The following is a 13427-nucleotide window of genomic DNA, read 5'->3' as shown; positions in this document are numbered from 1 at the left end:
TAGGGTGCAGGGTAGTAAGGTAGAAGGTTTTATCCTTCAGCCTTAGACCTTTCAGCCGTAAACCTTATTAGTGGAGAATAACGGAGTCGAACCGTTGACCTCCTGCGTGCAAGGCAGGCGCTCTAGCCAGCTGAGCTAATTCCCCAAAAAGATGTCACTGCGTTTTGCTTTTTAATCAGTATACTATACTAATCTTTAACAATCACTTTCCTATGTAGTCCCGTCCAGATTTGAACTGGAGACCCCTACATTATCAGTGTAGTGCTCTAACCAGGCTGAGCTACGGGACTATTTGTATCGCCCCCTCAAAGACTTGTTAATGCCACTAACCGTGGTTGATCTTTTGGGTTTCGTGTGTTTCTTCTTTTTTTCTATTTAGAGTATCATGTTGCGCAGAAGAGTAGTCAGCTCTGCTCCAGAAAGGAGGTATTCCAGCCGCACCTTCCGGTACGGCTACCTTGTTACGACTTAGCCCCAGTTATCGGTTTTACCCTAGGACGCTCCTTTCGGTTACATACTTTAGGTACCCCCAACTTCCATGGCTTGACGGGCGGTGTGTACAAGGCCCGGGAACGTATTCACCGCGTCATTGCTGATACGCGATTACTAGCGAATCCAACTTCATGGGGTCGAGTTGCAGACCCCAATCCGAACTGTGAATGGCTTTATGAGATTCGCATACTATTGCTAGCTAGCTGCCCTCTGTACCATCCATTGTAGCACGTGTGTAGCCCCGGACGTAAGGGCCATGATGACTTGACGTCGTCCCCTCCTTCCTCTCTGTTTGCACAGGCAGTCTGTTTAGAGTCCCCATCTTTACATGCTGGCAACTAAACATAGGGGTTGCGCTCGTTGCGGGACTTAACCCAACACCTCACGGCACGAGCTGACGACAGCCATGCAGCACCTAGTTTCGTGTGATTGCTCACTTATCTATCTCTAGATAATTCACTAACTTTCAAGCCCGGGTAAGGTTCCTCGCGTATCATCGAATTAAACCACATGCTCCTCCGCTTGTGCGGGCCCCCGTCAATTCCTTTGAGTTTCACTCTTGCGAGCGTACTCCCCAGGTGGAACACTTAACGCTTTCGCTTAGCCGCTAACTGTGTATCGCTAACAGCGAGTGTTCATCGTTTAGGGCGTGGACTACCAGGGTATCTAATCCTGTTTGATCCCCACGCTTTCGTGCCTCAGCGTCAATTAAACCATAGTAAGCTGCCTTCGCAATCGGTGTTCTGAGACATATCTATGCATTTCACCGCTACTTGTCTCATTCCGCCTACCTCTAGTTCATTCAAGCCCATCAGTATCAAAGGCACTGCGATAGTTGAGCTACCGTCTTTCACCTCTGACTTAATAGGCCGCCTACGCACCCTTTAAACCCAATAAATCCGGATAACGCTTGGATCCTCCGTATTACCGCGGCTGCTGGCACGGAGTTAGCCGATCCTTATTCTTCTAGTACATTCAGCTATTTACACGTAAATAGGTTTATTCCTAGATAAAAGCAGTTTACAACCCATAGGGCAGTCTTCCTGCACGCGGCATGGCTGGTTCAGAGTTGCCTCCATTGACCAATATTCCTTACTGCTGCCTCCCGTAGGAGTCTGGTCCGTGTCTCAGTACCAGTGTGGGGGGTCATCCTCTCAGATCCCCTAGTCATCGTCGCCTTGGTGGGCCGTTACCCCGCCAACTAGCTAATGACACGCATGCCCATCTTAATCCTATAAATATTTGATCATTGAATAATGCTATCCTGTGATTTTATGCGGTGTTAATCCGAATTTCTTCGGGCTATCCCCCTGATTAAGGTAGGTTGCATACGCGTTACGCACCCGTGCGCCACTTTCATATCCAGCAAGCTGGATAATATCGTTCGACTTGCATGTATTAGGCCTGCCGCTAGCGTTCATCCTGAGCCAGGATCAAACTCTCCATTGTAAAATGTTGTATTTGATTCTGACTAGTTTTTAACTATTGTTAAAAATAGTCTCTTTTTAATTTTGTCTGTCAGTATTCTGACCCAAAAAATCAGTCTGGTATTCTGTACTTGAATCCGTACTTCTTTACCTCGACTGCGCTACATTGACATCTCTTTTAAGAACTTCTCGACTGTTATAACCTCGCGGCTCGTCTGTATATTTTTGCTACGCTTCCGTAGTTTAAATCTTTTTTCTAACTTCCCGACATCCGCCGTTCCGCTCATTCACCCCTTCCTTTCGGTTGGGAGTGCAAAGGTAGAAATCTTTTTCTTATTCGCAAAAAAAATATTTTTTTTTTATTTCTAAGCTGATTCCAAATCCTTTCAATTCCTCTTCTCTTCCCCCTCTCACTCACCCCCCCTTCCTCCGAAGCGGAGTGCAAAGGTAGATAAATTTTGCACCGATACAAATGCTTTTGATCATTTAAAGCGAGATTTATCTCAATAGCTTGATTATTAGATTGAAAAATTTATTTAAATAGGCTGTTCTGGCTCTGTATGTTTTAAAATAATGGGATTTATCCTGCTGAAGGTGCTTTTTATTTTTCTGCAGGTTTTGATTTTTTAAACCCGATTGAAGGGAAAAGCCTTTTTTATTTTGGATAATTTCGTACTTGAGTTGTTTTTATAAAAAAGCTTGTACCAAAAAGCGGGGCTATCGGAACCTATGAAATGCTGAAACTTGCTTTACTTAAAAGGAACGAGAATTGATTTTTAGCTGAGGTGTTTCTGAACAATCTCTTCGAGTTCTTTTATATCGAAGGGTTTTGACAGGTAGCTATCGGCACCTGCTTGTTTGGCAAGTGAGGAGATATCGTTATTAGCAGAGAAGTAAATTACGGGAATGTGCTTTAAGTTCGGGTGATTTTTAAGTGCTTTGGTGGCAGCTATTCCTCCTAAATCGGGGAGCCAGTTATCCATAAAAATAATGTCGGGCATAAAGCTTGCCACTTGCTCTTCTATGTTGTTTGCGTTTTCGGATGTTTTGATTTCGTAACCCGCTCCTTCTAAAATTAGGGTACAGAGTTCTAAAATATCGGTGTTATCGTCAAATACAAAAACTTTTTTGCTCATATTTTAAGGTTATAATTGCTTACAACACCGTTTAGGTGAAATTGTTTAGGTAGTTTGCAATTTTATTAGGGGGTAGAATGGTGCAATGGGTTAATTTTTGAACGGCTTGTTGTGGCATATAAGGCATAATGGCTGTTTCGGGATCTTGCACCAGGGCCATGCCACCAAAATGATTGACTGCTTTTAAGCCCTCGACTCCGTCGGCATTTGAACCAGATAGTAATAAACAGGCCAATTGTGTTTTATACACCTCGGCGGCAGATTGAAAGGTTACATCAATGGATGGACGTGAGTAATTTACTTTTTCCGAAAAATCGAAAGAGATTGTTTTATCTGTTTCTATAAGCAAGTGATAGTCGGCAGGCGCGATGTACACGATACCAGGCTTGAGTGCTTCCTTTTCTTCGGCTTCTTTAACCTTTAGTAATGTTCTTGATTGTAAAAGGTCGACCAATAGCGATTCATTGCTTGGTTTTCGGTGAATAACAATGAGTATGGGGTAATTGATTTTTGGATTAATTTGCGGAAACATTTCTAACAGAACATCTAAACTTCCGGCTGATCCGCCAATAATTACCGCCTTAGTGGTTTGTATGTTTAGGTTTTCCGCCATATTTTTTCCGTTCGAATGCGTTTATATTGTTTTACATTTGGCCAAAAATCGAGGCTTTCTTTGCTTCCTAATGCAATATAACCCAATTTTTCGAGGCTATTATCAAAAAGATTGAAAACTTTATGCTGTAATTCTTTATCGAAATAGATGAGTACGTTGCGGCATAAAATGAGTTGAAACTCGTTAAATGAATGATCGGACACGAGATTGTGGGTAGAAAAAATCATTTTTGAACGTAAATTCTCATCGAACTTTGCCATGGCATAATTGGCGATGTAGTATTTCGAAAAATCTTCTGTCCCTCCTGTTTGATTGTAATTTTCGGAATATTGCTTGATGTAATTGAGTGGGAATATTCCTTTTTTAGCTTTTTCTAAAACAGAAGGGTTAATATCGGTTGCATATATTAGCGATTTGTTTAATAGATTTAACTCTTTTAATAGAATGGCGAGTGAAAATGCTTCCTCGCCAGTTGAACATCCTGCTATCCAAACACGGATAAGAGGGTATGTGCCTAATATTGGTAAAACCTCGTTACGCAGTGTTTTATAAAATGTTGGGTCGCGAAACATTTCGGTAACGTTTACCGTAATCTCTTCCAAAAACCGTTTAAAGTATTGTTTGTCGGAGCGGACGGTATATCGAAACTCGGCAAAACTGACAAAATTATCGAGCGAATACAAACGAGTAATGCGCCTTTTGATAGAAGCGGATGAATATTCAAGAAAATCGTATCCGTAAACTTCTAAAACATCATTAAGTAAGAGCGCTATCTGTTCGTTGTTTATCGTTTCGCTAACCACTATTTTGTAAATTTCTGTATTTGTTCTATTAAATCGTCGAGATTAATTGGTTTTGAAACATATCCTAATGCTCCGGCGCTTAAGCATCTTTCGCGATCGCCGACCATTGCTTGGGCGGTCACGGCTAAAACAGGAATGTTTTGCATTTCTTTGGATTGATTCATCGCCGCAATGGCTTGATATCCGTCCATTTCAGGCATCATCATATCCATTAACACCAAGGCGATGTTTTTGTTTTCTTCCATTATTGCAAAACCCTCTGCTGCACTCAAAGCCGAGAGGCAATCGTACCCTTTTGATTTTAAAACAGCTTTAAGAGCAAAAATATTTCGATTATCATCATCGATAATCAGAATTGTTTTGTTTGGCATATACTAAAGAGGTTATTATTTATGATGGTTATCATACAGCCATACACGAAGGAGCGAAATTAGCTGGTCTATATCCACGGGTTTACTTATATAATCGGAAGCTCCTGCCGAAATACATTTTTCTCTATCGCCCATCATCGCTTTCGCGGTAACGGCTAAAATTGGTAAATCTTTATATTTTAGATTTTTTCGGATGGCCGATGTTGTTTCGTAGCCATCTAGCTCCGGCATCATCATGTCCATTAACACCACGTCAATTTCCGGATTTTCTTCCAATAATTTCAAGGCTTCTTTTCCATCGGTTGCTGCAATTACCTTCATTTGGTGTTGTTCGAGCACTTTCGTTAATGAAAAAATATTACGCACATCGTCATCAGCCATTAAAACTGTTTTACCTAAAAGCACATCTTGTAGCTCGGTAAATTTTTTCGGTATTTTACTCTTGCCTTTATTTTTTTCTTCAACGTGATGTAAAAACAAGCCCGCTTCATCTAAAATTCGCTGATAAGAATGCGCCGTTTTGATAACGATTGAATCGGCATATTGCTTGATGCGGCTTTCTTCGCCTTTCGATAAATTCTTCCCGGTGAAAATAATGATGGGTAAATTTTCCAAGCCAGGCGTTTTCTTTACGGTTTCTAATGTATCGTACGCATTTTTATCAGGAATGCCCATATCTAAAATAACACAGTTAATTTCAGGTTTATGCAAGGCTGATAAACTATCGCTTACTTGATTTACAATTTCGGTTTGGATATTAAAATTGCTTAAGAAATAACTTAACGCTTTTGCATGTTGTTGGTTTTCTTCAACAATTAGTACCTTTTTCGGATGGCGGCTTAAAGCATGTTCTAATTTTTGAAAAATTTCTTGCATGTGCTCAAAAGCGAACGGTTTATTGATAAAATCGACTGCTCCTTTTAATAAACTTTCTTTTTTTACTTGCAACGACGACATGATGTGCACCGGAATTGGTCTTGTAGCAGGATCTGATTTTAGCTCTTCCATTACTTGCCACCCATCTTTTATTGGCAATTGTACATCTAATAAAATAGCTAAAGGGTTGTATTGTTTTGCCAATTCAATTCCTAAATCACCACGTACAGCTACTAAACCTTTATAGTTGCGTTTGCGTGTAAAATCGAGTAGGGTTTTGGCAAACGGGGTATCATCTTCTATAATTAAAATTACTTTATCATTTGGCCCTATATCATCGCGATCGTCATCAATGGCATTTGGTATGTTCGGAACCGTTAAGTCTTTAATTGTTTGTACTGGAGTTTCTAAAATGGTAGTCGACTTTGGTTCTTCCAGTACTTCATCTTCTTCTAACTCCTGCTCAATTGGTAGCACCAAGGTAAATACACTTCCTTTTCCTTCTTCGCTTTTTAGTTGAATGTATCCGCCTAATAATTTTGCTAGTTCACGACTGATTGACAACCCTAAGCCTGTTCCTCCAAATCTACGGCGGGTTGAGCCATCTGCCTGTTGAAAGGCTTCAAAAACCATGGCTTGTTTTGCAGGAGATATTCCTACGCCTGTATCGGCCACGGTGAAATACAGTGCACGTAACCGCTCATTTTTTGTAATGGATAGTTTTACGCTACCTGACGATGTAAATTTAAGTGCATTGGATAGCAAATTTTTAAGGATTTGCTCTAAACGCATTCTATCGGTATAGATGTAGGTTGGTATAGAGGCGCCCTTTTCTATTTCGAACTTCAATTTCTTTTCTTTTGCCAATGGTGCAAATAAGGCACGCATGCTGGCAATAATATCGTTCATTTTATGGTTTAGGCGATCAAGATCCATTTTACCGGCCTCAATTTTTGATAAATCTAAAATCTCATCAATTAAAACCAACAAGCCTTGGCCAGAACTTTGAATGACCCCTGCGTATTCTTTATGCTCGGCATTTATTTCTTCCGTTTCGTGCATTAATCGCGACAGCAATAAAATTGAATTTAGTGGGGTGCGCAACTCGTGCGACATATTGGCTAAAAACTCTGATTTATATTTTGTGCTTAATTCTAATTCAGATGCTTTTAGTTGAATTTCTCTATTTCGCTCTTCTATTAATTCGTTCTTTTCTTCTAGTAGACTACTTCTTTCTTCCAGCTCTTGATTACTTTGCAATAGTTCTTCTTGTTGAACGCGCAATTCTTCTTCAGAAGCTTGTAATTTTTGAGATTGTGCCTCCAACTCGGCATTCATTCCTTCTAATTCACTGTGCTGCGTTTGAAGTTCTTCAGACTGGGCTTGGGTTTCTTCTAACAGCTGCTGTAACTTTTGTCGGTTTTGTGCACCCAACAAAGCCGTTCCAACATCAGACAATACCAAACTCAAGAATATTCTTTCTAATTCGGTATAGCTATGAATGGTTCCCAATTCAATGCCTCCGATAGTTATCTCGTTTCGGATAATTGGTAAAATTAAAACTTCATTTGGTTTAATATTTCCAGAAGCAAAGCTGATGGTACTTTCTCCACCTGGAATTTCGCTTAACAGTATTTCCTTGCCTGATTTTACAACCTGCCCAATTAAGCCTTGGCCAACATCAATTATTTTGGCTAAACTTTCTTCTTGCACGGCAAATTTTCCTTTCAGGTGCAAATAGCCATCGTCTTTAAATAAATAAATTGTTCCAAACTGGCTGTTGGTATAGCGTGCCAAAAACTCAACAATATCATCTGCCAAATGGAAAACTGTTTTCTCGCCTACCATTTTAACGTTCAAGCCGGCTATTCCGCTTTGAAGCCATTCATTGTCGGCCAAACTATCGAAAGAAGTTTTGAGCGCCGTTGACATGTTGTTTAACGAATCCGAAAGCTCGCCTATATCATCTTGCAACTGACTATCGAGCCTTACGCCATAATTTCCGTTTGAGATTTGATGCGCAATTTCTTTAATCGCTATAATTCTTCGCTCCATTTCCGCTTTCTTATCTTCAATTTCTTTCTGAAGTTTAACACGTTCATCAAAATCGATAGAAACTTTTCGATAAAAGAATAGGGTGATAAGAATGGCCAAAACAGCCGCAATCATGATTAAAATAGGAGTGTAAGACGAGAGTTTGTTTAACTCATTTGAACGTAAATTGAGCAAACGCTTTTCTTCTTTCGTAATTCGCTGTCCTCCATCACGCGCATCATCCATGTATATTTTTCCTTGTAGCAATACCGTTGGGTCTATCTTACCTCCAAGCGATTTAATCTCAATCGTCGATTTAATAATTTCGAACCGTTTCAAAACGGTTGTGCGCAGCTGTAGAATGGTCTTCTGTTGAACAGGGTTATCGCTTGTGGCGTCTGCCATTTTGGTTAATGTTGCAACGGTTGAATCGAGTGCGCCGTAATAGGGTTCTAAAAAAATTTTATTTCCGGTTAGTAAATATCCGCGTTGCCCCGTTTCAGCATCTTTTAAATGAGATATTACCTTCTCGGCATTTAAGATTACTTCATCGCTATGCTTCACTAATTCGACACTTTTAATTAAGTTTCGAATACTGACATAAGAAGCCATAGAACTAATGAAAAGTATAATGAGCGATAAGCCCAAACCTAGTCGTAAATTGTTTTTTAAATCTGTTTTCATTAAGGGATGACTATTAAATAGGGTCTAGTTTAAATGGGCTTGTGCTTCGTTTTTTAAAAGCGATTCTTCAGCTGTATTAAAAATAGGAATAATAAAATAAAATTCCGCTCCTTCGTTTTCTTTACTTTTTACGCCAATAGTACCTCCGTGGCGTTTAATAATTTCTGAACAAATGTACAGCCCAATACCCAAACCATTAAAACGATTGCTGTTTTCTTCTACGCGATAAAATTTATCGAAAATCTTTTGTTGCTGTTCTTGCGGGATGCCGATACCAAAATCGCGCACACTTAAGGAGAATTGTCCGTTACTGATACTGGTTGTTACATTTATTTTATTGGTACCTGGCGAATATTTAATGGCATTGGTGATAAAATTAAGCACCACTTGTTCAATGCGCATTTCATCGCCAAAAATATTTTCGTGCGTTTGACCAATTTTGGTGATGGTAAAATCGGGGTGCGATTGTTGCAGCATTTCAATGGCATTGTTTAACATGTGCTCTACGCAGAAGTTTTCCATGTTAAACTTCAATTTACCGCTTTCTATCTTAGAGATGTCGAGTAAATCGGCAATTAAACTATTTAATTTTTCGAGCTGTATGTTCGCTTTTCCTAAATGGCGAATGGCAGTTTCATTGTCGGATTTAGCAATACTCCTTTCTAACAGCTGAATATAACCTTTTACACTGGTTAAAGGCGTTTTTAACTCGTGACTTGCAATGCTGATAAATTCATCTTTTTTATTTTCTGCGGCTTTCCGAAACTCTATTTCTTCTAGCAATTTATCTTGCATTTCGTTAAGTTTTCTATTTTGCTCGTAAATGCGGTAAAAGGTTTTAATTTTTAGAAGCAGAATATTGATATCAACGGGTTTGGTAATGTAATCTAAGCCACCACTTAAATATCCCTTTGTAATAAATTTAAGTTCGGTGTTAACGGCTGATAAAAAGATGATGGCGGTATCTTTGGCTTTACTGTATCCTGTTATTGCTTCGGCAACTTCAAAACCATCCATATTTGGCATTTGCACGTCCAAAATGATGAGTACATAGTTGTTATGCAAAACCTTTTTTAATGCTTCTTCTCCAGACGATGCTGTGTCAACTTCAAAATTATGTGCTTGAAGGACCTTGGATAATGCAATTAGGTTTTCAGACCTATCATCTACTATAAGAATCATCTTTTTTAAACAATTTGGGATAATTAATTTGTTGGTCAGCGTATATTAAAACAGTAACCACAATTAGACAAATTTGTTTAAAAAAAATTGAATTTTATAAAGAACTGGAATTAAAAGTGTCGCCTTCTCTAATATCTCCGGTCTCAAATCCTTTTTTAAACCAGTAAACACGCTGAGCAGAAGTGCCGTGCGTAAAAGAATCTGGTTGTACTTGGCCCGTTGCTTCTTTTTGTAATTTATCGTCGCCAATGGCTGTTGCAGCGTTTAAAGCCTCTTCTAAATCGCCGCTATCTAATTTTATGCTTTCGATATTTTGTGCAGTATGCGCCCATAAGCCGGCAAAAAAATCGGCTTGAAGCTCTAATTTAACCGATAAACGATTATATTCTTTTTCGCTAATTTTTCCTCTTACGGCATCCAATTTTTCGGAGATTCCCAATAAATTCTGCACGTGATGCCCTACTTCATGCGCAATTACGTAGGCTTGTGCAAAATCGCCTGCCGCGCCAAAACGGGTTTCCAATTCGTTAAAGAATGCTAAATCGATATATACTTTGCGATCGCCCGGGCAATAAAAAGGCCCCACATTTGAAGAGGCAAAACCACAGGCTGTTTGAACGCCTTCGTCAAACATGTGTAAAGGCGGGGCTTCATATTGTTTCCCCATCTGTTCAAATTCTTTGGCCCATACTTTTTCCGTTGATTCTAGCACAAGGGATACAAAGTGCCCCTGCTTATCGCTCGGCGGCACACCCTTTTTAACTTGTGTGTTTTCAGTTTGAGGCAACTGATTTACCAAAGGCCGCAGGTCTTTTCCAAAAAACAAGCCTACTACAATAATGATTAAACCAATTCCTCCGCCCAAAATGGTCTTACCTCCTCCACCCCCTCTTCCGTCTTCTATATTTTCACTGCCTTTTCCAAAAATTTGCATGTCGTTATCTCTTTTTAATGAACAACCCAATTATCCCTAAATTGTTATACTAATTTATAAATATTTTATAAGATAATTGGTTTTAACAAAAGCATAAACCTTTAGCCTGCTTACGAAAGAGATTTTTCGTTCATAGAATGAAGGAATCAGAAACAGATGTTAGTCTTAGAAATAAAAAAACTGCTATTTTTTGCTTCCACAAAATGCATTTTTACTTGTTACTTGTTTCTAGTAAAACAAAAATTAACTTTGCTGCACTAAATTATCACTCACATTTTATCTTTCGCACTAACGCAGTGTATCTATTTTAGGTATCCGTTGGATATGAATAAGCGTGTATAATTTAGCAAACAAATTAAAACGCTTTTATGAAATTTACCCCCTATTTTATTCTCGTTACACTATTGCTTTTTTTTAGTGCCTGCAAACAAAAACCTGTAAAATTTGCTTAAGGAGGCTTAACACAAGCCTTTATGACGGCAAAAAGATTGAACCTAAAACTATGTGTTATTACCTATAAAACAGATTGCAATCTCTGTACAGAATTTATTAGCAAAATAAATACGTCTAAAACCATTTAAATTATATGCTATTTAACATCACTCTTAGAAAAATAAGCTTATCCATATTTAGCTTTTTTATCATCTGCGTAATTACTAGTTGCTCAAAGCAAGTAGTATCCGTATACACACCAGAAATGGGTTGGCAAGTACCTAAAGACCCCAAACGCATTGCTTTACAACAAAAGTTAGCAAAAAACGATACGTATATCGACTTTGATTTAGACAACTTTACTAGCTGGTACGCCGCATGGATAAAAGAAAACTATAAAAGTAAAATAAGCAGAAAACAACAAAATGAATTGGCCAAATGTAGGGCGATGTTGTATCGCTTTTACAGCCATGTAAAGATTGAAAACTGCATTTCTACCCTAGATTTAAAAAACGGGACAGAAATTAATATCTCAGAAAAATTATTCAATAAGTATGCTAGCGACGAAATAAAGGCCAATGAGGGAGTATTAGCGGATAGAGAAAAAGGTCTTCAAGTACAACGCGCGCCGATATCTAAGGCGTATTTAGATCATTTAATCAATGATTAAAACTAAAAAAGGAGAACCTAGCCGTTCTCCTTTTTTAATATATAACCTGAATTCAGGAATTATTTCATTGCCTTTCGGCTTTAGCCACTGGCAATGATTTCAAACAATCCCTAACTATTAAAAACCTCAATCGCTTTTGCAATTCTATTTTTAGTTTCTGCTACGCCTAATAAAACAGCTATATCAAAAACACCCGGGCCAAACTTACCACCTACCAACATAATGCGGAAAGGCAGCATTAATTCTCCGGGTTTAAACCCTTTTTCTTCGGCCAATGCTTTAAAAGCTGTTTCCGCGCTTACAGCATCTGCTAGGGTTAAATCATCGGCAAAAGTTGTAAAAAATCCTGCCTTTTCGGGTGTCCATTTTGGTTTAACGGCATTGCTATCATATTCGCTTGGTAAGCCAAAAAAGTATTTGCTTTGCGCTACAAAATCGGGAAGCAAGGTGCAACGGTCTTTAATTAAATCGATTACAGTAGCTAAAAAAGCATCGTCGTTTACTTCAATTCCTGCTTTTTGCAACTCCTCTTTTACAGGTGATAACAAATCGGCAGACGAAGTTTGCTTAATCCACTCGTGGTTATACCATTTCGCTTTCTCAAAATCGAATTTTGCCCCAGCTTTGCTAATTCGCTCAATTGAAAATGCTTGTTCAAGGGCAGCAAGCGTAAAAATTTCCTGGTCGGTACCATCGTTCCAGCCCAAAAGTGCCAACATATTCACAAAAGCTTCAGGCATGAATCCCATTTCTTTAAAGCCTTTGGTAACATCGCCCGTTTTAGGGTCGGTCCAGTTCATGGCATACACCGGGAAACCTAAACGATCGCCATCGCGTTTGCTTAATTTACCGTGTCCATCGGGTTTTAAAATTAACGGTAAGTGCGCCCATTGCGGCATATCTGCTTCCCAGCCCAAATATTTCCATAACAAAATATGAATCGGAGCAGAAGGCAACCATTCTTCCCCTCTAAAAGCATGGCTAATTTCCATTGCCTTATCATCTACCACTACCGCCAAATGATAGGTTGGCATTCCATCGGCTTTTAACAACACTTTGTCATCTACAATGGAGGTATCAAAACTCACATCGCCACGAATTAAATCATGAAAATAAACATTTTCATTTTCAGGAACTTTGATTCGGATAACGTGTGGCGTATTGGCTTTCAAAAGCTCCTCTACCTCACTTAATGTTAAGGTAAGTGAGTTGCGCATGTGCATGCGCGTAGCTTGTCCGTATTGAAAATTTGGAACTTCAGCGCGCTTTGCATTCAATTCATCAGCCGTATCAAAAGCATAATACGCATATCCATCGTTTACCAATTGCTCGGCAAATTTACGGTAGCTTGGTTTGCGTTCGCTTTGACGGTAAGGACCAAATGCGCCAGGTTTTGATGGACTTTCGTCTGGAGTAATGCCACACCAGTCTAAACACTCGGCAATGTACGCTTCAGCTCCTTCCACAAATCGGGTTTGATCGGTATCTTCTACACGTAAAACAAACGTTCCGTTATGCTTCTTTGCATATAAATAATTAAACAATGCAGTGCGCACACCGCCTAAATGTAGGCCTCCTGTTGGGCTTGGGGCAAATCTAACTCTTACTTTCTTATCCATAATTGGGTCTTGAACGCTTAGCCTTACCATTCATTCCGATTGGCCAAACGTAACCAGGTACAAAGATATGTTTTTCATTAATTTTATATAGTTTTCATTTACAATGAAGTATTCTGTATGAAAAATGCATAATGGTTTTATGTTTTTTTCGTTT

General features: G+C 39.1%; 9 protein-coding genes, 2 tRNA genes and 1 rRNA gene. 1 reads left to right on the top strand and 11 read right to left on the bottom strand.

All coding sequences use genetic code 11. The annotated features are described in order from the left end of the window. Window positions 1–71: 71 nt before the first annotated feature. From ACJVDK_RS14090 to ypfJ, 10 genes are all read right to left on the bottom strand, one after another. Window positions 72–145, bottom strand: a tRNA-Ala gene (locus tag ACJVDK_RS14090). Between the two features lie 70 nt (window positions 146–215). Then, window positions 216–290 (bottom strand) — tRNA-Ile (locus tag ACJVDK_RS14085). A 129-nt stretch (window positions 291–419) separates the two neighbouring features. After that, a 16S ribosomal RNA gene (locus ACJVDK_RS14080) occupies window positions 420–1941 on the bottom strand. A gap of 754 nt (window positions 1942–2695) precedes the next feature. Then, window positions 2696–3055, bottom strand: a complete 360-nt coding sequence (locus tag ACJVDK_RS14075; RefSeq protein ID WP_443937308.1) for a response regulator — start codon at window positions 3053–3055, stop codon at window positions 2696–2698. Window positions 3056–3086: 31 nt separating this feature from the next. Next, the gene (locus ACJVDK_RS14070) at window positions 3087–3668 is read right to left on the bottom strand and encodes a chemotaxis protein CheB (protein ID WP_443937307.1); all 582 of its coding nucleotides are present in this window, start codon (window positions 3666–3668) and stop codon (window positions 3087–3089) included. Then, window positions 3653–4471 carry a CheR family methyltransferase gene (locus tag ACJVDK_RS14065; protein WP_443937306.1) on the bottom strand — a complete coding sequence of 273 codons (819 nt, stop codon included), beginning with the start codon at window positions 4469–4471 and terminating at the stop codon, window positions 3653–3655. The genes ACJVDK_RS14070 and ACJVDK_RS14065 overlap by 16 nt, the downstream gene beginning before the upstream one ends. Continuing rightward, entirely contained in the window at window positions 4471–4842 is a 372-nt protein-coding gene (locus ACJVDK_RS14060) for a response regulator (protein ID WP_443937305.1), read from the bottom strand. Before ACJVDK_RS14060 ends, ACJVDK_RS14065 begins: the two co-directional genes overlap by 1 nt. A gap of 15 nt (window positions 4843–4857) precedes the next feature. Further along, window positions 4858–8436 carry a response regulator gene (locus ACJVDK_RS14055; RefSeq protein ID WP_443937304.1) on the bottom strand — a complete coding sequence of 1193 codons (3579 nt, stop codon included), beginning with the start codon at window positions 8434–8436 and terminating at the stop codon, window positions 4858–4860. A gap of 24 nt (window positions 8437–8460) precedes the next feature. Continuing rightward, complete coding sequence (locus ACJVDK_RS14050) at window positions 8461–9618, bottom strand: sensor histidine kinase (protein ID WP_443937303.1); 1158 nt, start codon at window positions 9616–9618, stop codon at window positions 8461–8463. 94 nt (window positions 9619–9712) lie between these two features. After that, a complete protein-coding gene (gene ypfJ / locus ACJVDK_RS14045) occupies window positions 9713–10552 on the bottom strand; it encodes a KPN_02809 family neutral zinc metallopeptidase (protein WP_443937302.1) in 840 nt (279 codons plus the stop codon). Window positions 10553–11249: 697 nt separating this feature from the next. On the opposite strand from ypfJ, the gene ACJVDK_RS14040 reads away from it, so the two are divergent. After that, window positions 11250–11654 carry a hypothetical protein gene (locus ACJVDK_RS14040; protein ID WP_443937301.1) on the top strand — a complete coding sequence of 135 codons (405 nt, stop codon included), beginning with the start codon at window positions 11250–11252 and terminating at the stop codon, window positions 11652–11654. Between the two features lie 110 nt (window positions 11655–11764). On the opposite strand, the gene gltX is transcribed toward ACJVDK_RS14040, so the two are convergent. Beyond that, a complete protein-coding gene (gltX, locus tag ACJVDK_RS14035; RefSeq protein ID WP_443937300.1) occupies window positions 11765–13273 on the bottom strand; it encodes a glutamate--tRNA ligase in 1509 nt (502 codons plus the stop codon). Window positions 13274–13427: the final 154 nt, after the last annotated feature.

The sequence above is a fragment of the Pedobacter paludisoli genome (genome assembly GCF_052344095.1).
Classification (GTDB): domain Bacteria; phylum Bacteroidota; class Bacteroidia; order Sphingobacteriales; family Sphingobacteriaceae; genus Pedobacter.
This window is presented reverse-complemented; position numbering and strand designations above follow the sequence as displayed.